The following is a 19395-nucleotide window of genomic DNA, read 5'->3' as shown; positions in this document are numbered from 1 at the left end:
CGCATGCTGGACCGGACGCAGGATATTTCCATCGCCGCACAGGCCTGGCTCGACGATTTCGAGCGCACCTTAAGCAGACCTGATCCCGCGACGCTGGGCCCGCTCTTCCTCGCCGACGGCTTCTGGCGCGACGTGCTGGCGCTGAGCTGGAACCTGCAAACGCTCGCCGGGCGCGAGACGATTGCGCAAGCGCTGGCCGCGCTCGCGTCCAAGGCAGAGCCGACCAATTTCAAGATCGCACCGAACCGGGCGCTGCCGCGCCGGGTGACGCGCGCCGCCACCAACTGCATCGAGGCGATCTTCAACTTCGAGACCGCGATCGGTCGCGGCAACGGCATCGTGCGGCTCGTGCCTGATCCTGCCGACGGCGACCGCCTGAAGGCATGGACGCTGCTGACCGCGCTCGACGAGCTCAAGGGCTTCGAGGAACAGCTCGGCACCTCGCGGCCGCGCGGCCAGGCCTATTCGCGCGACTTCCGCGGGCCGAACTGGCTCGACCAGCGCAACGCTGCGCGCGCCTATGCCGACCACGATCCGGCCGTGCTGGTGGTCGGCGGCGGCCAGGCCGGGCTCGCGATTGCCGCGCGGCTGAAGCAGCTGAAGGTCGATACGCTGATTGTCGATCGCGAGATGCGGATCGGCGACAATTGGCGCAAGCGCTATCACGCACTGACCCTGCACAACCAGGTGCAGGTCAATCACCTGCCCTATATGCCGTTTCCGCCGAACTGGCCGGTCTATATCCCCAAGGACAAGCTCGCCAACTGGTTCGAGGCCTATGTCGATGCCATGGAGCTGAATTTCTGGACCGGCACCGAGTTCGAGGGCGGCGCCTATGATGAGGCGAAGCGCCACTGGACCGTCACGCTGCGGAGCGCCGACGGCAGCAGGCGCACCATGCATCCGCGCCATGTGATCATGGCGACCGGGGTCAGCGGCATCGCCAATATTCCTGACATTCCGACGCTCGACAATTTCAAGGGCACGCTGCTGCATTCCAGCCGTTACGAGGACGGCGAGAACTGGACCGGCAAGCGTGCCATCGTCATCGGCACCGGCAACAGCGGTCACGACATCGCGCAGGATCTTCATTCCAGCGGCGCCGAGGTGACGCTGGTGCAGCGTTCGCCCACACTCGTGACCAACATCGAGCCGTCGGCGCAGCTCGCTTATGCCACCTACAACGAAGGCACGCTCGAGGACAACGACCTGATCGCAGCCGCGATGCCGACGCCGCTCGCGAGGAAGACGCATGTGATGCTGACCGAGCAGTCGAAGCAGCTCGACAAGGAGCTGCTCGACGGCCTCTCGCGCGTCGGCTTCAAGCTCGATTTCGGCGAGGCCGGCACCGGCTGGCAATTCAGATACCTCACCCGCGGCGGCGGTTATTATTTCAACGTCGGCTGCTCCGACCTGATCGTCGAGGGCAAGATCAAGCTCAGGCAGTTTTCCGACATCAACAGCTTCGTTGCGGAGGGCGCGCAGATGAAGGACGGCTCGATGATTGCCGCCGACCTGATCGTGCTCTCGACCGGCTACAAGCCGCAGGAATATCTGGTGCGGCAGCTGTTCGGCGAGGCCATCGCCGCCCGCGTCGGTCCGATCTGGGGGTTCGGCGACGGCTTCGAGCTGCGCAACATGTATGCGCGCACCAAGCAGCCCGGCCTCTGGTTCATCGCCGGGAGCCTCGCGCAATGCCGGATCAACTCGAAATATCTGGCGCTGCAGATCAAGGCGGTCGAGGAAGGGATTTTGGGGCGAGTATAGCTACAGCTGTCATTCCGGGGCGCGCGAAGCGCGAGCCCGGAATCTATCCAACCGCGAAACCTGCTGCACAATGGATTCTCAGATGCGCAATTGCGCATCATAGTTCACGACTTCGTCGCGCCCCGGAATGACAAGAGGAGAGACCACCCATGCCAGCCATTCTCGGCACCGGCGAGCACCGCTACCGCGTCGTCGACAACTTCGCGAAATTGCCGGACGGCTGGCAGCTCACCGACGTCGCCTCGGTCGCGGTCGACAGCAAGGACCGCGTCTACGTCTTCAACCGCGGCGCCCATCCGATGGTGGTGCTGGATCGCGAGGGCAATTTCCTGCGCAGTTTTGGCGAAGGCCTGTTCTCGCGCGCGCACGGCCTGCATATCGACGCCGACGACAATCTTTATTGCACCGACGACGGCGACCATACCGTGCGCAAATGCACCACCGACGGCAAGGTGCTGCTGACGATCGGCATCCCGGCAAAGCCGGCGCCGTTCATGAGCGGCGAACCGTTCCACCGCTGCACCCACACCGCACTGTCGCCGAAGGGCGAGATCTACGTTTCCGACGGCTATGGCAATGCGCGCGTGCACAAGTTCACCCCTGACGGCAAGCTGATCAAGAGCTGGGGCGAGCCCGGCACCGACCCCGGCCAGTTCAATATCGTGCACAATATCGCCACCGATGCCGACGGCTGGGTCTATGTCGCCGATCGCGAGAACCACCGCGTCCAGGTGTTCGACGGCGAGGGCAAATACGAGACGCAGTGGAACAATCTGCACCGGCCCTGCGCGCTGTGCTGCTGCGGCGGGGCCAAGAGCCCGACCTTCGTCATCGGCGAGCTCGGCCCCGGCCTTGCCATCAACCGCAATGTGCCCAATCTCGGCCCGCGGCTGTCGATCGTCGATGCACAGGGCAAACGCATCGCACGGCTCGGCGGCGAGGAGGGCCCGGGCGTTGCCCGCGGCAAATTCCTCGCGCCGCATGGGCTCGCACTGGACTCAAGGGGTGACATCTATGTCGGCGAGGTCGGCGTCACCAATTGGACGACCAGCTTTCCGGACGAGGAGATGCCAGCCGCGGTGCGCGCGACGCGGTGCCTGCAGAAGCTGGAGCGGGTACGGGAGTAGCTGCCATGGCACAGGCAGCCTACGCCGGGGAGGTTCCGCGCGCCCCCGGGATCGCGGCTTTTTGAGCACGTTTGCCACCCCGCCGCCGCATTGCTTGCGCTTGAATAAGTCGCTCAACGGGCTTCACAATCCCGTCACGCTGCATGTAGTATGTCACTACATGCTGCTTCGCAGCGTATATTGGAGGCCGGGAGCGTTACTTGAACGCACATGTCTCGCAAGGCAGTTGGCCGGTGTTGGTGCTGAATGCGGACTTCCGGCCGCTGAGTTATTACCCACTGTCGTTGTGGTCGTGGCAAGACGCGATCAAGGCGGTGTTCCTCGACCGCGTCAACATCGTCGCACATTACGATCAGGCGGTTCGAAGTCCCACGCTGGAAATGCAGCTGCCCAGCGTCGTCTCGCTCAAATCCTTCGTCAAGCCGACCACCCACCCCGCCTTCACCCGCTTCAACGTCTTCCTGCGCGATCGTTTCGCCTGCCAATATTGCGGCTCGCCCGAAGACCTCACCTTCGATCACATCATCCCGCGCAGCAAAGGCGGCCAGACCACCTGGGAGAACGTGGTCGCGGCGTGCTCGCCGTGTAATTTGCGCAAGGGCAACCTCACCCCGGCGCAAGCCAAAATGTTTCCGCGCCAGACGGCGTTCGCACCGACCGTGCACCAGCTCCACCGCAATGGCCGGCTGTTTCCGCCGAACTATCTGCACGACAGCTGGCTCGACTATCTGTACTGGGATACGGAGCTGGATCCGTAGGTGCGAACCAGCGCGCTCAGCTATCCCCGCTGCAAGGCGAGCGTCACGCCGCCGAGCGTGAGCGCCATCGCCGCCCATTCGCGGTAACCGAGCGGCTCGCCCAAAATGATGGCGGCGGAGACGACGCCGATCACGGGCACGATCAACATGCCGGTCGAAGCCGTGGTCGGGGGCAGACGGCGCAGCGTCTCGAACCAGGTGACGTAGCAGAGGCCCATCGGCACCAGCGTCATGTAGACGAAGCAGCCGAGCCCCAGCGGAGTGATGGCGGTGAGGTCGGGGCGCTCGAACAGCACGCCGAGGACCAGCATCGTGGCGCAGCCGAGCCCGACCTGCCAGGCGACGACGACCAGCGGCGGCATCGGCAGCGGCTTGCGGTTCAGCACGTTGCCGAGCGCGAACAGGATGGCGCAGAGCAGTGCGAGCACAATGCCGACCAGCTTGTCGGTGCTGAACGCAAGACCGTTGCCGCTCAGGAGCAGCGTGACGCCGGCAATGCCGAGGACCAGCCCGAAAACATCCCGTCGCGCCGGCCGCGTATGCAGCACCGGCCAGGCGAACAGCATCGCCCAGATCGGCATCGTATAGGCGAGCAGCGCGCCCTCGCTCACGCTCACATATTTCATCGCGACCGTGCCGAGACCCATCCAGGCCAAGACGTTGGTGAAGGTGGCAAACAACAGCCGCGGCACCGCCTCGCGCGGAACTGCGAAGGATTCCTTCCGGCTCAGCACCAGGGCGCCGAGAATGAGCGAGGCGCAGACGCCGGCGAGGCCACGGGCGAACAGTGGCGGCCATTGCTGCAGCAACAGCTTCATCAGCGGCCAGTTCAGCGCCCAGCCGAACGCCGTTACGCACAGGCAGAGAGAGCCGATCGTCCTGTCGCGTCGCGCCGAATCCATGGATAGCGCTTAGCAGGCCCGCGCCTGCCGCTCCACCTCGGCTGGTGCATGCGGGCCGTTGGCGGGACGGAACCGGACTGCCTGGCGCCCGTTCAAGTGAGAGCACACGCGCCGACGCGTGCAGCGCAACCGAGGGAGGCCATCATGCCTGCAGCTGAGAAAGACCATGTCTACAAGATCCTGGACCTGGTCGGATCGTCCGAGACCTCGATCGAGGACGCGATCAAGAACGCCATCAGCCGCGCCTCGACGACCATTCGCGAGATGAGGTGGTTCGAGGTGGTGCAGACGCGCGGCCACATCGAGAACGGCGCCATCGGTCACTATCAGGTCACGTTGCGCGTCGGCTTCACGCTCGAGGAATGAGGCCGTTTGGCTGGAGCGTGGCTAAGGTCCCGCTGATGCGAATGAACCAAGATACCGACGGTTCCACGGCCCCAGTACGGACCCCGCACAATCATCACGGATATTGCAACAGGCCGTTAAGGCGAAAGTGAGAGGTTTGCTCCGATTTGGAGCACGCCTGATGGTCACGAGCCGCGAACTCGGCAAAACGCGCCTTCCGCTCTGGGCGGCCGGATTCGTCGTGCTGACTTGCGTGGCCATCCTTGGCCTGAGCGCCTGGCGCGAATGGGAGGCGCGCAACGCCGATCTGAGGAACGCCGAGATCGACGTCACCAACGTTGCTCATTCGCTGATTCAGCATGCGGACGACACGTTCGAGCTTGCCGATACGATTCTTGTCGGGCTGGTCCACCGGCTCGAAATCGACGGGACGGGTGCGGACACGATTACGAAACTCCAGGCCTATCTGCCGACCCGCAAATCATCGGACCGCATCCGCGGCATCTTCATCTATGATGCGACCGGCCGCTGGCTGGCCACGACGGAGCGGCTCGACTTCTCCAAGCTCAACAACAGCGACCGCGAATATTTCCAGCGCCATCGCGATTCTCCGGAGAGGGGCACGCTGATCGGGCGGCCCGTCAAGAGCCGCTCCGGCGGCCAGTGGATCATCACGGCTTCCCGCCGGATCAACGATTCCGACGGCGGCTTCGCCGGCGTTGCCCTGCTCACGATCGATGTCAGCTATTTCGTCAAGTTCTACGAGCGGTTCGATATCGGACCGAACGGTTCGGCATCTCTGCTCAACGACAACGGCATCATGCTGGCACGCAGCCGCGACGAGAGCGGTGCCTTCGTCGGACGCGACCTGTCCGATGCGCCCCTGTTCAGGAGTTGGAAGAGCCGCCCCGCCGCGGCGGTCTATTATTTCAGGTCGCCGCTCGATGGCGTGGAGCGGCTGAGCTATTACAAGCGCAGCAGCCGCTATCCGCTGATGGTGCTGGCGAGCAAGTCGCAGGACGACGTGCTCGCCCCCTGGCGGCGCGCGGCGACAGCACGCATGAGCTTCGTCCTCGGGCTCGTCCTCCTGATCGCGGTGATCGGCTACTATCTCGTCCGTCAGCTGCTGCAGCGGCAGCGCACGGCACAGGCCCTCATCGCCAAGGAAGCCAATTTCCGCCTGCTGGCCGAGCAATCCAGCGACATGGTGACCCGCATCGGGCTGGATAACCGGCTGCTCTACGTCTCTCCCTCCTGCGCGCGCATCACCGGCTGGCCGGCGGAAGAGCTGCTGGGCACCTCGGCGCTGGCCGGCATCCACGCCGAGGACATGGAACGGGTCGAGCAGGCCATCGCCGCGCTGAAGAATGGCGAGGCGGAGGAAGCGCGGTTCGTCTATCGGCAGCGTCATCGCGACAAAGGCGAGATCTGGGCCGAGGCCGCGCTACACGTGACCGTGGCGTCCGACAGCGGCGTGATCGACGGCGTCGTCGCAGTCGTGCGCGACATGACCGAACAGAAGGATCTTCAGGACAGGCTCGCCTCGCTGGCAACCACCGACGGTCTCACCGGCCTCGCCAACCGTCGCGCCTTCGACGATCACCTTGCCGACGAATGGGCGCGGGCGAGGCGCGACGGAACGCAGCTCTCGCTGCTGCTGATCGATGTCGATCATTTCAAGAAATTCAACGACCTTTACGGGCATCTGGCGGGCGATGCCTGCCTTCGCGCGCTGGGCCGGATCCTATCCGCCCAGGCCAAGCGTCCGGCCGACCTCGCGGCGCGCTATGGTGGCGAGGAATTCGCCGTGCTGCTGCCGAACACCGGCCCTGAAGGCTGCGCCGAGGTCGGCGAAGCGATTCGCCAGGCGCTGCACGATCTCGCCATGCTGCATGCGCAAAATCCGCCTTCCCGGCTGGTGACGGCGAGCGTCGGCGGCGCCGCGGCTCTTCCGTCCCAGACTGCGATGGACTGTAACATGCTGGTCGCCGCCGCCGACCGTGCGCTCTACGTCGCCAAGGACAGCGGCCGAGACCGGCTGGTGATGTCGGGCCAGGTGATAGCTTGGCCCGCGAAAAGCGCGTGAACTGATTGGCCGGATTTGTCGTCCGCGCTATGGACTCATTGTCTACGCCAAGTGGCACGCCACGAAATGGCCGCCCGCGCCCTCCTTCAGCGGCGGCGCGCTTTCCGCGCAGCGCGGCTGGGCGATCGGACAGCGGGTGTGGAAATGACAGCCGGAGGGCGGCTTCATCGGGCTCGGCACGTCGCCCTTGAGGCGGATGCGTTCACGCTTGAGCTTTGGATCTGGTACTGGCACCGCCGACAGCAGCGCCCTGGTGTAGGGATGCTGCGGGTTGCGGTAGAGGTCGCTGGCTTTCGCGAGCTCGACGATGCGGCCGAGATACATCACCGCGACGCGATCGGAGATGTGCTCGACCACCGAGAGATCGTGCGCGACGAACAGATAGGTCAGGTTCAGTTCGGCCTGGAGATCCTCCAGGAGGTTGATGACCTGGGCCTGGATCGACACGTCGAGCGCGGAGACCGGCTCGTCGCAGACGATCAGCTTCGGCTCGACCGCGAGCGCGCGCGCGATCACGATGCGCTGGCGTTGGCCGCCGGAGAATTCATGCGGATAGCGCCGCATGTGCTCGGCCTTGAGCCCGACCTTGACCAGAAGCCCCGCAACGCGCTCCTCGCGCTCTTTCGAGGAGGCGGCGAGATTGTGGATGGTGAAGGCCTCGCCGAGGATGGCGCCGACCGTCATGCGCGGATTGAGCGAGGCAAACGGATCCTGGAACACCAGCTGCATGTTCCGCCGCATCGCGCGCAGATCGTTGCCGCCGAGCTTGCGTACGTCCTGGCCGTCGAAAGTGACCTCGCCGTCGGTCGGCTCGATCAGGCGCAGCACGCAGCGCCCGGTCGTCGACTTGCCGCAACCGGATTCGCCGACGAGGCCGAGCGTCTCGCCGCGGTTGACCGAGAACGACACGCCGTCGACCGCATAGACGGTGCCGACCTGGCGCGACAAGAGGCCGCCGAGCACCGGGAAATGTTTCTTCAGGCCGCTGACGCGGAGCAAGGGCTCGCTCATGACGCGGCTCCCACGCTGGTATCTCCGAGATGACAGGCCATGCGGTGACCGGGCGCGATCTCGCGCAGCAGCGGCTCCTTCTCGGTGCAGACATTCATGGCGAACTTGCAGCGCGGCGCGAAGCGGCAGCCGACCGGCGGGTTGATCAGGATCGGCACAGAGCCGCCGATCGCCTCGAGCCGCGTCTTGTGCTCGCTGTCGAGATCGATGCGCGGGATCGAGCGGATCAGGCCTTGCGTATAGGGGTGACGGGGATCGCCGAAGAGATCGTCGACCGGCGCCTCCTCCACCACCTTGCCGGCATACATCACGACGACGCGCTGCGCGGTCTCGGCGACGACGCCCATGGCATGGGTGATCAGCATCACCGCCATGCCGAAGCGGTCCTTCATGTCCTGCAAAAGGTCGAGGATCTGCGCCTGGATGGTGACGTCGAGCGCGGTGGTGGGTTCGTCGGCGATGATCAGCTTCGGCTTGCAGGCGAGCGCCATCGCGATCATCACGCGCTGGCGCATGCCGCCGGAAAACTGATGCGGATAATTGTGCACGCGGCCTTCGGCGTTCGGGATCTGCACCAGTTTCAGCATCTCGATGGTGCGCTCGAGCGCCTGCTTCCTGGTCACCGCTTCGTGCCGCCGCAGGCTCTCTGCGATCTGCTCGCCGATGGTGAGCACCGGATTGAGCGAGGTCATCGGCTCTTGGAAGATGAAGCCGATCTCCTTCGCCCTGATCTCGTCGAGCTGGTTGCTGGTCAGCGGCACCAGATCGCGCCCCTCGAAGATGATCTGGCCCGCCGCGATCCGGCCCGGCGGCATTGCGATCAGCTTCAGGATCGACATCGCGGTCACGGTCTTGCCGCAGCCGGATTCGCCGACGACGCAGAGCGTCTCGCCCTTGTTGATGGAGATGTCGACACCGTCGACGGCCTGGAGGATGCCGTCGTCCGTGGAGAAGTGGGTTTTCAGGCCCTTGATCTCGAGCAGCGGCGCCATCAGATCACCCGTCGCGCATCGAGCGCGTCGCGCAGACCGTCGCCGATGAAGTTGATGGCCACCACCGCGACGAAGATCGCGCCGCCCGGAAACAGCGCCCAGTGCGGGCCGATGTCGAGAAAATCCTTGGCGTCAAACAGCAGCCGGCCCCAGGTCGGGGTATCCGGCGGGAAGCCGAGGCCGAGGAAGGACAGCGTCGATTCCGCGATGATCGCGGCGGCGACGTCGATGGTGCCGGCGATGATCACCGGGCCGACCGCATTGGGCAGGATGTGCCGTACCACCTGCCGCACCGGACTGGCACCGAGCGCACGGGCGGCTTCGACGAACTCCTTTTCGCGGAGCGACAAGAACTGGGCACGCACCAGCCGCGCCACCGGCATCCAGCGCAGACCTCCGATCACAAGCACGATCAAGATGAAGATGCCGCCTTCGGGCCCGAACACCTGCTTCAGCCCGTCGCGGAACAGATAGATCAGCAGCAGCAGCAGCGGCAGCTGCGGCAGCGACAGGAACAGGTCGGTGAGCCACATCAATCCGTGTCCGAGCGCGCCGCGCGACATACCGGCGAGCGCGCCGATCACTGTGCCGATGATGACAGCGACCAGCATCGCGGCGAGCCCGACCGCGAGTGAGATGCGGCCGCCATAGATCATGCGCGCCAGAATGTCCTGGCCGAGATCGTCGGTGCCGAAGGGATGGGCGAGCGAGGGTCCCTGTAGCCCCGCGACAATGTCGATCTCGTTGATCTTCACACGCCACACGAACGGCCCAAGCACGACGGCGAGCACCAGGATGAGGAGCAGGACAGCGCTGACCACCGCGAGCCGGTGGCGGCTGTAACGCCGCCATGCTTCGCGCCAGGGCGAATAGGCGCGCCGCTCAGCGGAGGGAGATGCGAGGGTCAAGCCAGCCATAAAGCACGTCCGCGATCAGATTGAACAGCACCACGAGGCACGCGAAGACGAAGGTGACGGCCATCACCACCGGCGTGTCGTTGGAAAGGATGGAGGAGATCAGCAGCGAGCCGATGCCGGGAATGCGGAAGATCTGCTCGGTGACGATGGCGCCGCCGAACACCGCGGGCATCTGCAACGCGATCAGCGTGACCACGGGGATCATGGCGTTGCGCATCACGTGCTTGATGATCACCGTGGTCTGGCCGAGGCCCTTGGCCCGCGCCGTGGTGACGTAATCGAGCCGGATGACGTCGAGCATCGCCGAGCGCACGAAGCGCGTCATCGATGCCGCCTGGAACAGGCCGAGCACCGCCACCGGCATGATCGCCTGACGGATCATCTCCAGCACCCAGCGGATGCCGGTGGCCTTGATGTCGGTGGTGTAGACGAAAGGCAGCCAGTCCAGCGTGACCGAGAAGATCAGGATGAACAGGATGCCGGTGAAGAAGGTCGGCAGCGAAAAGCCGACAAAGGCGAGCGTATTCGCGATTTGGTCGAACAGCGAATACGGCCTGGTCGCGGCATAGACGCCGACCGGAATCGCGATCAGCAGCGCCAGGATCTGCGCCGAGCCGATCACGTAGAGCGTGGCGGGCAGGCGCTGGAGGATCAGCGTGTCGACGTTCATCCGGCTGACGAAGGAGAAGCCCCAGTCGCCGTGCAACATGGCGTTGAGCCAGTGCAGGTAGCGGAGGTAGATCGGATCGTCGAGACCGAACTTGGCCCGGAGTGCCGCCTGCACTTCGGGCGGCACGTTCGGATTGGTGGCCAGTTCGGAGAACGGATCGCCGGGCGCGAGCGCAAGCACGACGAACAGCACCAGCGAAATCGCCAGCAGGCTTGGAACGGCAATCAGGAGGCGACGCAGGACATACTGACTCATAGGGAAGAATCCCGTCTAGCCTGCGCTCATGCCTCCCGGTACCAGTCCTGGAGGTTATCGGTCCGATTGGCCCAGCCCGAGAGCGCCGGCCGCAACGTGTTGGAGCAGGCATCCACCAGCAGGCGATGCATCACCGGAATGAACACGGTGTCCTGCCACAACAGGTCGTTGCACTTGATGTAGAGCGCGGCGCGCTTGACTGGATCGGTCTCGGTCTCAGCCGCAGCAATGGCGTCATCATACTCCTTGTTGACGTAGCGCGGGAAGTTCTGCCCCTGCCATTTGTTCTCCTTGGTGGCCACATTGGCGGAGATGTAGCGCCGCATGTGCAGGGCCGGATCGGGCTGCGTCATCGGGATCTGGAACTCCTCGATGTCGGCATAGAACTTGGGGTAGGTGTCCGGGTTGGCGACGTCGGACGAGAAGAAGACCGAGGCGACGACCGATTTCAGCTCCACGTCGATGCCGGCCTTCTGACAGGCCTGCTTGACGATGGCCTGGGTCTTCTGGCGCGGACCGTTGGTCGAGGTCTGGTACAGAAGCTTGAATTTCTTGCCGTCCTTCTCGCGGATGCCGTCGGCGCCAACCTTCCAGCCGGCGTCATCGAGCATCTTCGACGCCTTCTCGACGTTGAACTCCCACGAGGTGTTCTTGGAGACGAACTTCTCGGGGCCGTTGAGGTAGTTGGCCGTGGTGCGGCCGGCCCGACCATAGATCGCCTTCTTGACGGAGTCGCGGTCGACGAGCAGGGCGAGCGCCTTGCGCACGTTCGGATCGGAGAAGATCGGGTGCTTGGTCTTCATCGAGGACCGTTCGCCGTCGATCTCGACGTTCGGATCGGTGAAATTGATCGCAATGAACTCGATGTCGCCGCCGGTGGCATAGACGGTCTTGCCCTTACCGCCCTTCTCCAGACGCAGCAGCACGTCGTCTTCGACCTGCATGTTCCAGGCGAAATCGAATTCGCCGGTCTGGATCACCGCGCGCGCCGCCGAGACGGCATCGCCGCCGCCCTTCATCTCGATCGTGTCGAAATGCGGACGGTTGGGCATATGATAGTCTGGATTGAGCTCGCCGCGGACCACGTCGCCCGGCTTGAACTCGACGAACTTGTAGGGACCGGTGCCCACCGGGGCCAGATTGTTCGGCGCTTCGCGGGACTTCGAGCCTTTATAGTCGGCAAACAGATGCTTGGGGAGAACGCATCCATAAGCGCCGACGAACGCGTTGGCCCAGAACGGCGTCGGGGTCTTGAACAGGATGCGAATCGAAAGATCGCTGACCTTCTCGACCGTGATTTCACCATAGGTGCTGATAGTGACGGCAGCCGTGGCGGGATCGCTGGCGTATTGCCAGGTAAACACGAAGTCGTCGGCAGTCAGCGGCTTGCCATCGTGCCATTTCACTCCCGGCTTGATTTTCCAGACCACCGATTTGGCATCGGCGGCAAGACCGCCGTTTGCAAGCGAGGGAATCTCTGCAGCGAGGATCGGGTTGAGATTGCCGTCGGCGTCCCAGCTGGCGAGCGGTTCGTAGAACAGCCGCGATCCGTCCTGGTCCTTGGTGCCGGTGGCGAAATGCGGATTGAGAAGCGTCGGCCCCTGCCACCACAGCACCTTGAGAGGGCCACCACCCCCGCGCTTGGTCGGCTTGTAGACCGCGGGGCTCTGCGCCATGGCAACGCCGCCGAGCGCGAGGAGCTGGTTGGCCAGGGGAGCGGTGAGACCGACCGCAGCGAGGCGCTTGACGAAGGCGCGGCGGTCCATCCGCCCGTCCTTCACCTGACCGATCATCGAACGCAGCTCTTTGTCCAGCATGGTTGTCCCCCGTCTGGTTCCGACATGGATGCAGGCGGCCGCTCGCGACCGCCGGGTTTGGCTGGCGGTAGATGGCACACCGAATGGGGTGCACGTCAACTGGGACCGTGTGTATGCAAACGGTCTATTGGCTGTCCGTTGGGCAAAATTGCGCTCCGCAGCCCATCCGTTCGGCAATCCAGCATCAAAATCTGCTGGATTGCGCGCTGCACTGCGGAAAATTTGTTCGCTGGATCAGACGAAGTATCGAGGCGAACTCCTACGCCACGGACATGTCGAGCGGCGGCGCGACGTGATCCGGCAACGGACAGACGTAAGGAGTGCGGGCCGTCCGCTTCTGGAGATCCGCCTTGGCAACCTTGATCAGCTCCGGTTCCGTCAACGCCTTGATGCCGAGACCTGCCATCGCCTTGGCGGCCTGCACCATGGCCTTGTGCGCGTGCGGGCTCTTGCCCTGCGCCACCACCTGCCAGGTGTGGAAGGGCGTGCCGATTGCAACCGTCGGTGCGTGCACCTGCACGGTCGGCACCACCCAGCTCACGTCGCCGACATCGGTGGAGCCGACCAGCGGGTTGCGCTTGGCATCGAGCGGCACCAGGAAGTCGGCCAGCGGCCGATCGGTCGGCTCCATGCCGATCGCGTAATAGACCGAGGCGATATCCTTGTCGCTCAAGGTCGCACGGATCTGGCCGGCAAAGCTCTTGTCCGCATCGTCGAAATGCGGCGGTCCGAGCTCTTCCATGACCTGATGCAGCGCCTGCTCCAGCGGCGTGTTCGGCAGGATGTTGGAGACCGCGGAGATGATCTTCATCTCGACCTTGGTCTCGGTCATCAACGCCGCGCCTTGCGCGATCTTGGACACACGCTCGACCAACTCGTTCATGCCGGGAAGATCGCGCGCGCGGATCGAATAGCGCACGCGGGCATGGGCCTGCACCACGTTCGGCGCGATGCCGCCGGTGTCGAGCAGGGCATAGTGCACGCGCGCGTCGCTCGGCATGTGCTCGCGCATGTAGTTCACGCCGACATTCATCAATTCCACCGCATCGAGCGCCGAACGGCCGAGATGCGGCGAGGCCGCCGCATGCGAAGTGCGGCCGGTGAAGATGAAATCCGCGCGCGTATTCGCAAGCGAGGGCGTCACCGCCACTTCCCAAAAGCTGTGCGGGTGCCAGGTGATGGCGATGTCGGCGTCCTCGAACGCGCCGGAGCGCACCATGAAGGCCTTGGCCGCGCCGCCTTCCTCCGCCGGACAGCCGTAATAGCGCACCCGGCCGGGCACCTTGTTCGCGGCCAGCCAGTCCTTCACCGCGGTCGCGGCGAGCAGCGCTGCGGAACCGAGCAGGTTGTGACCGCAACCATGGCCATGGCCGCCGGTTTCGATCGGGCGATGCTCGGCGACACCCGCCTCCTGGCTGAGGCCCGGCAGCGCATCGTACTCGCCCATGAAGGCAATGACCGGACCGCCCTCGCCCCACTCGCCGATCAGCGCAGTCGGGATGCCGGCGACGTTCTCGGTGATGCGGAATCCCTGATGACGCAGCTCGGCGAGATGCTCGGCGGCGGACCGCGCCTCGGTGTAGCAGACCTCAGGCATGCCCCAGACCCTGTCGCTGAGGTCGATGAAGCGTGCCTTGATCGTGTCGATGCCACGCCAGATGTCGCTGCGGTTGTCCATGCTTGTCGTCCGTGATCCCTTGGTCAAACGAGGCGGCAATGGTTAGCAGCTTCACTGCACGGCGCCTAGCACCGCGCCGGACAGCAGCCATGCTGCCGGATCAGATGACGATGTGTTTCCAGGCCTTTCCAAGATTTCACGCGGCGTTCTCCCGAATAGTTGGGAACGAGGCTTTCAAGACGGCCTGCTCCGGCCTAAATTAGGCGTGCTTCGCGCGTCGCTTCGCCAGCCTTGCCGGAGCGATGCTCTCAGCCAGGAGAACTCCATGAGCGCTCTGACCGAATGGAGAGTGCCGCCGGCGAACCAGCCGCGGGCGAGCGACTATGGTTTCGATCTCGACCGCGCGCTCGGCTCCGTCGTCGGCCTGCACGCCATCATCCCTCCGGACGCCTTCAGTGCCGAGACGCTGGGCACCGAACGCGCCGGCAACGGCGTCGTGATCGATGACGGCCTGGTGCTCACGATAGGTTATCTCATCACCGAGGCAGAGTCGGTCTGGCTGCACCGCGCCGACGGACGCGTGGTGGAGGGCCATGCGCTCGGCTTCGATTCCGAGACCGGGTTCGGGCTGGTGCAAGCGCTCGGCCAGCTCGACATTGCGCCGCTGACGCTCGGCTCGTCGGCGGCGACACGGATCGGCGACCGCGTCGTGGTCGGCGGCGCCGGCGGACGCACGCGCTCGGTCGCGAGCCAGGTCGTGGCCAAGCAGGAATTCGCCGGTTACTGGGAATATCTGCTGGACGAGGCCATCTTCACCGCGCCCGCACATCCGAACTGGGGCGGTACGGCGCTGCTCAACGAACGCGGCGAGCTGATCGGCATCGGCTCGCTCCAGCTCGATCGCGAACGTGACGGCGAGGCCGAGCACGTCAACATGATCGTGCCGATCGACCTCTTGAAGCCGGTCCTGGACGACTTGCGCAAATTCGGCCGTGTCAACAAGCCGGCACGGCCCTGGCTCGGACTCTACTCGACCGAGATCGACAACCGCGTGGTGGTGATCGGGATCTCCGGCAATGGCCCGGCCGCCCGCGCCGAGCTCAAGACCGGCGACGTCATTCTCGCCGTGAACGGTGACAAGGTGACGAGCCAGACCGCCTTCTACAAGAAGATGTGGGCGCTCGGCGCCGCCGGCGTCGACGTGCCGCTCACCGTTCATCACGAAGGCGTCACCTTCGACGTCACCGTGACGTCGACCGATCGCTTCAAGCTGCTGAAGGCGCCGAAGCTGCACTGATCCAAAAAGGCTTTGAGGAAAGCAGGCGATGACCGAGGCCGTGGTGGACGACATCGTGGCCGTGCTGCCGCCGCTGCTCAACGCGCTGGAAGCACTCGGCTTCTTCCAGCGGCATCTGCATCCGCCGGCTTTCGCCTCGGTGATGGATGCGATCGGCACGCCGGACGAGGCGCTGCAGACGGCGCACGCAGCAATCGGGGATTGGCCGGAGCAGTTCGCCGGGCTGCGCGACCGGCTCGATCGCGCCTGCGGCGAGACGCTCGCTGCCTTTGCCGGCATTCGTGAGGTCGAGCGTGGCCATGGCGATCTCGTCGCGGTGTTCCGCGCCCTGCGCCACGTCCCGCGCGCGCAGGAGGCGCTCTATCCGCTGGCCGCGCAGTTTCCGCCCGTGAGCGGCTTCTTCTTCAACGCCGCCAATCGCGACAATGCGGATTTGTTGTCGCGGCTCCAAGCCAGCGCGAGCGTAGATACCGGCATCTTCCACGACCACAACGAGCCTGGCAGCCGCGGCGGCTTCTCGGTCTATGTCCCCGAATATTATTCGCCCGAGCGTGCCATGCCGCTGGTGATGGCTCTGCATGGCGGCAGTGGCAACGGACGCGGCTTTCTGTGTAGCTGGCTCCGCGACGCCCGCAGTCTCGGGGCGATCCTGGTGGCGCCGACCGCGACCGGCCCGACCTGGGCGCTGATGGGCGACGACACCGACACACCGAACCTCATGCGCATCATCGATACTGTGCGCGGCCGCTGGCGGATCGACCCCGCGCGCATGCTGCTGACAGGCATGAGCGACGGCGGCACCTTCTGCTACGTCACCGGCCTCCACGGCGCCTCGCCCTTCACGCATCTCGCCCCTGTTGCAGCGACCTTCCATCCGCTGATGGCGGAAATGGCCGACGCGACGCGCCTGCAAGGCCTGCCTATCTTCATCACTCACGGCAAGCTCGACTGGATGTTTCCGGTGCAGACCGCACGGCAGACGCAGGCGGCGCTGTCCACCGCCGGTGCCCAAGTCACCTATCGCGAGATCGACGACCTCAGCCACACCTATCCGCGCGAGATCAATGCGGAGCTGATGGAATGGCTGAATGGAAAATGAACAACCTCTCCTTGAATGCGCCGCATGGTCGCGGAACCATCACTCCGGGCCGACGTTATCGCCCGTCACCGGAGGTTCGCCATGCAGACTTTTTTCGGAATGATCCTGGGCGCGTTGCTGCTTGCGGGCGGCGTCTACGTCTATGATTCCATGCAGACGTCGTCAGTCGCCAAAGGCGAGGTCGCGACCACCAACCGCACCATCGTGAACTGGGACGTCGCCAAGGCCGATTGGGATGCGCTGCGCGATCGCGCGCACAAGGACTGGGTCCGGATCTCGTCGAAGTAATTTCGTCCGATCGACATGAACGAGGCGCCGTCGCAGATCCGCGACGGCGCCTTTGTATTGCGTCCTGAAATATCGCCGCGGTCAGTTCATCTTGGCCTTGCGGGCGTCGGCGATGACCTGCTCGAACTCGGTCATGCTGAGCGCGCCGGGCACGCGATACTTGCCCACGATGAAGGATGGGGTGCCCTGGAAGCCGAAAGCTTCAGCCTGCTCGTTGTTGCGCTTGAGGATGGCGTCGATGTCCTTGGCGTGGCCGGTGAGATCGCGCTTCAAGCGGTCCATGTCGACCCCGGCAGCCGCGAGCAGCTCGTTGATGCGCGGCTCGGTCAGGCGCGAGCTGACGCCGATCAGGGCGTCATGGGCCTGGTGATACTTGCCCTGGAACTTGGCCGCCAGCGCGCTCCGCGCCGCGGTGACCGAAACCGGCCCGAGGATCGGCCAGTCCTTCATGACCAGCCGCACCTTGCCGTCGTCCTGGACCACCTGGCGCAGCTCGGGCTCGAGCTTGCGGCAATAGGGACAATTGTAGTCAGACCATTCGACGATGGTGATGTTGCCGTCGGGATTGCCTGCGACCGGCGTGTCGGGATCGCGCAGCACCTTGGCTTCGGTCAGCACCTCGTCATCGCCGGTGGCGGCGCGCGCAGAGGTGATGCCACCCGCCGCAAGCGCGCCCGCCCCGATCAGCATCAGCGCCACGCGTCGCGTCGGCACAAGGCCCTTATTCGTGAATCCAGCCATATCTCGTCCCGTTTCGGTCCCATCTCCATCAATACGGATCGAGACCGGGAATTGTTACCGAACATATAGAGTGTCGCGGCGGCGATGTCATCGCACCAGCAGTGTGACCGCCACCGGCACCAGGAACGAGGTCACCAGAGCGTTCAGGCTCATGGCGATGCCGGAAAACACGCCGGCGATCTCGTCGACCTGGAACGCGCGGGCGGTGCCGATGCCATGCGCAGCAAGGCCGGCGGCAAAGCCGCGGGCCCGGTAATCGGTGATGCCGGTGCGGTTCATCAACGGCGTCACGATAATTGCGCCCATGATGCCGGTGAGGATCACGGCGACCGCCGCCAGCGAAGGATCGGCGTGCAGGGATTCGGCGATACCCATGGCGACGCCTGCGGTGACCGATTTCGGCGCCAGCGACAGCACGACATCGCGCGGCAGTCCGGCGAGCTCGGCCAGCAGCACCACAGACACCACCGCCGCGACCGATCCCACGATCAGCGCCACCAGCATCGGCACGATCGATGCGACCACGCGCTTGCGGTTCTCGTAGAGCGGCACGGCGAGCGCGACCGTCGCAGGCCCGAGCAGGAAGTGCACGAACTGCGCGCCGGCGAAATAGGTCGTGTAGGAGGTACCGGTCAGGAGCAGGAACGCGCCGATGATCCACACCGCGTGCAGCACGGGATTGCACAGCGGATGGCGCCGCGTCGCCAGCGAGACCGCGTCCGTGGTTGCATAGACCAGCAGCGTTACGGTCAGCCACAGCAGTGGCGATTGCGAAAGATAGACCCACAGCGAGAACGGATTGTCCTTCATCGCGCGTCCTGTTGCCTCAACAGGCGGCTGACGAGGCGAAAGGTCAGCACGGTCGCAAGCAGCGTGACCACCACAGACAGCGCGAGCACAAGGGTGATCGCGATACCGTGAGAGGCGTGCAAATCGAGCTTCTGCACCACGCCGACACCGGCCGGCACGAATAATAGCGAGAGATGGGCCAGCAGGCCCTTGCTCGCCGTCTCGACACCGTCATTGCGCAGCGGCCCGCGCGCGAGCAGCGTAAAGCGGTCCCGCGTCATCAGCAGGATCAAGAGCAGCAGGAGGCCCAGCACGGGTCCCGGCAACGGCAGGCCGAGGCCGCGCGCAACGGCTTCGCCGATCAATTGGCAGAGCAGGATGAGGCCGAGACTTGCAAGCATGACCATCTCATCAAGGGATGCGCTGGCACGCTTGTCAATCGCCGCTATGCGCGGGACGCGCCCGGCTCAACTAAGCCGCCGGCAGCATCGCCATCAAGGTCCCGCTCATCATGGCGATCAGCGTGGTCTTGCCGTCATGCTCGGCGTAGGCTTTTGCCTCGCAGAAGGTCAGCGTGCGGCCGGGCTTGACCACTTCGGCCTTGAAGACGAAACGCTCGCCGCGGGCGGGCGCGAGCAGCGTGGTCTTGAATTCGACGGTGAGGATACCGGCCTCCGCCGGCATCAAGCTGAAGGCCGCAACGCCGCAGGCGTTGTCGAGCCCGGCCGTGATGATGCCAGCATGGATGAAACCGTTCTGCTGCGTGAAGGCCGGCGCATGCAGCATCGCCAGCTCGACCTCGCCCGGCGCGAGACGGACGATCACGATACCGAGCGTGCGCATCGCCGGTTGAGCATCGAACATGGCGATGGTCGCCGCGCGATAGCCCGGGTTTTTCGGCTCGAATGCGGCCATG

General features: G+C 64.8%; 19 protein-coding genes. 8 read left to right on the top strand and 11 right to left on the bottom strand.

All coding sequences use genetic code 11. The annotated features are described in order from the left end of the window. The first annotated feature begins 3 nt into the window (after window positions 1-3). The 3 genes from P0R31_RS22705 (at window position 4) to P0R31_RS22695 (ending at window position 3652) form a co-directional block, all read left to right on the top strand. Complete coding sequence (locus tag P0R31_RS22705) at window positions 4-1767, top strand: flavin-containing monooxygenase (protein WP_275516393.1); 1764 nt, start codon at window positions 4-6, stop codon at window positions 1765-1767. A 149-nt stretch (window positions 1768-1916) separates the two neighbouring features. Continuing rightward, on the top strand, window positions 1917-2894 hold the full coding sequence (locus tag P0R31_RS22700) for a peptidyl-alpha-hydroxyglycine alpha-amidating lyase family protein (protein ID WP_275516392.1): 978 nt from the start codon (window positions 1917-1919) through the stop codon (window positions 2892-2894). A 200-nt stretch (window positions 2895-3094) separates the two neighbouring features. Next, complete coding sequence (locus P0R31_RS22695) at window positions 3095-3652, top strand: HNH endonuclease (protein WP_025033554.1); 558 nt, start codon at window positions 3095-3097, stop codon at window positions 3650-3652. Between the two features lie 20 nt (window positions 3653-3672). On the opposite strand, the gene P0R31_RS22690 is transcribed toward P0R31_RS22695, so the two are convergent. Beyond that, a complete protein-coding gene (locus P0R31_RS22690) occupies window positions 3673-4554 on the bottom strand; it encodes a DMT family transporter (RefSeq protein WP_275516390.1) in 882 nt (293 codons plus the stop codon). A gap of 144 nt (window positions 4555-4698) precedes the next feature. Between P0R31_RS22690 and P0R31_RS22685 the strand changes: the two genes are divergently transcribed. Both P0R31_RS22685 and P0R31_RS22680 read left to right on the top strand, forming a co-directional pair. Beyond that, window positions 4699-4920, top strand: a complete 222-nt coding sequence (locus P0R31_RS22685) for a dodecin (RefSeq protein WP_275516388.1) — start codon at window positions 4699-4701, stop codon at window positions 4918-4920. Between the two features lie 160 nt (window positions 4921-5080). Further along, entirely contained in the window at window positions 5081-6985 is a 1905-nt protein-coding gene (locus tag P0R31_RS22680) for a sensor domain-containing diguanylate cyclase (RefSeq protein ID WP_275516387.1), read from the top strand. A 42-nt stretch (window positions 6986-7027) separates the two neighbouring features. Here P0R31_RS22680 and P0R31_RS22675 read toward each other — a convergent pair whose 3' ends face one another. The 6 genes from P0R31_RS22675 to P0R31_RS22650 form a co-directional block, all read right to left on the bottom strand. Then, entirely contained in the window at window positions 7028-7996 is a 969-nt protein-coding gene (locus tag P0R31_RS22675; protein ID WP_275516385.1) for an ABC transporter ATP-binding protein, read from the bottom strand. Next, on the bottom strand, window positions 7993-8988 hold the full coding sequence (locus P0R31_RS22670) for an ABC transporter ATP-binding protein (RefSeq protein WP_036040321.1): 996 nt from the start codon (window positions 8986-8988) through the stop codon (window positions 7993-7995). The genes P0R31_RS22675 and P0R31_RS22670 overlap by 4 nt, the downstream gene beginning before the upstream one ends. Then, window positions 8988-9905 carry an ABC transporter permease gene (locus P0R31_RS22665; RefSeq protein ID WP_035996800.1) on the bottom strand — a complete coding sequence of 306 codons (918 nt, stop codon included), beginning with the start codon at window positions 9903-9905 and terminating at the stop codon, window positions 8988-8990. The genes P0R31_RS22670 and P0R31_RS22665 overlap by 1 nt, the downstream gene beginning before the upstream one ends. Then, on the bottom strand, window positions 9871-10830 hold the full coding sequence (locus P0R31_RS22660; RefSeq protein ID WP_025033623.1) for an ABC transporter permease: 960 nt from the start codon (window positions 10828-10830) through the stop codon (window positions 9871-9873). The genes P0R31_RS22665 and P0R31_RS22660 overlap by 35 nt, the downstream gene beginning before the upstream one ends. Before the next feature lie 26 nt (window positions 10831-10856). Beyond that, window positions 10857-12647 carry a peptide ABC transporter substrate-binding protein gene (locus P0R31_RS22655; protein ID WP_275516384.1) on the bottom strand — a complete coding sequence of 597 codons (1791 nt, stop codon included), beginning with the start codon at window positions 12645-12647 and terminating at the stop codon, window positions 10857-10859. A gap of 259 nt (window positions 12648-12906) precedes the next feature. After that, window positions 12907-14325, bottom strand: a complete 1419-nt coding sequence (locus P0R31_RS22650; protein ID WP_275516382.1) for a M20 family metallopeptidase — start codon at window positions 14323-14325, stop codon at window positions 12907-12909. A 265-nt stretch (window positions 14326-14590) separates the two neighbouring features. Here P0R31_RS22650 and P0R31_RS22645 point away from each other — a divergent pair, with 265 nt between their 5' ends. The 3 genes from P0R31_RS22645 (at window position 14591) to P0R31_RS22635 (ending at window position 16949) form a co-directional block, all read left to right on the top strand. Then, window positions 14591-15562 (top strand): S1C family serine protease, encoded by a 972-nt coding sequence (locus P0R31_RS22645; RefSeq protein WP_275516381.1) that lies wholly within the window; start codon window positions 14591-14593, stop codon window positions 15560-15562. Window positions 15563-15590: 28 nt separating this feature from the next. Continuing rightward, window positions 15591-16661 carry a phospholipase gene (locus P0R31_RS22640; RefSeq protein WP_275516380.1) on the top strand — a complete coding sequence of 357 codons (1071 nt, stop codon included), beginning with the start codon at window positions 15591-15593 and terminating at the stop codon, window positions 16659-16661. Window positions 16662-16742: 81 nt separating this feature from the next. Beyond that, window positions 16743-16949: a hypothetical protein gene (locus P0R31_RS22635; protein ID WP_128265907.1), complete on the top strand. Its 207-nt coding sequence runs from the start codon at window positions 16743-16745 to the stop codon at window positions 16947-16949. 81 nt (window positions 16950-17030) lie between these two features. On the opposite strand, the gene P0R31_RS22630 is transcribed toward P0R31_RS22635, so the two are convergent. The 4 genes from P0R31_RS22630 to P0R31_RS22615 form a co-directional block, all read right to left on the bottom strand. Then, window positions 17031-17690, bottom strand: coding sequence for a DsbA family protein (locus tag P0R31_RS22630; RefSeq protein WP_275516378.1), 660 nt, complete (start codon window positions 17688-17690; stop codon window positions 17031-17033). Between the two features lie 87 nt (window positions 17691-17777). Beyond that, window positions 17778-18500, bottom strand: coding sequence for an LrgB family protein (locus P0R31_RS22625; RefSeq protein ID WP_275516377.1), 723 nt, complete (start codon window positions 18498-18500; stop codon window positions 17778-17780). Next, window positions 18497-18880: a CidA/LrgA family protein gene (locus tag P0R31_RS22620; protein ID WP_275516376.1), complete on the bottom strand. Its 384-nt coding sequence runs from the start codon at window positions 18878-18880 to the stop codon at window positions 18497-18499. Before P0R31_RS22620 ends, P0R31_RS22625 begins: the two co-directional genes overlap by 4 nt. A 70-nt stretch (window positions 18881-18950) precedes the next feature. Beyond that, window positions 18951-19394: a PaaI family thioesterase gene (locus tag P0R31_RS22615; RefSeq protein ID WP_275516375.1), complete on the bottom strand. Its 444-nt coding sequence runs from the start codon at window positions 19392-19394 to the stop codon at window positions 18951-18953. Window position 19395 lies beyond the last annotated feature (1 nt).

The organism is Bradyrhizobium yuanmingense, assembly GCF_029167105.1.
Lineage (GTDB): Bacteria > Pseudomonadota > Alphaproteobacteria > Rhizobiales > Xanthobacteraceae > Bradyrhizobium > Bradyrhizobium yuanmingense_A.
Note: the sequence above shows the minus strand (reverse complement) of the source record. Positions and strands in the feature narration are given on the sequence as shown.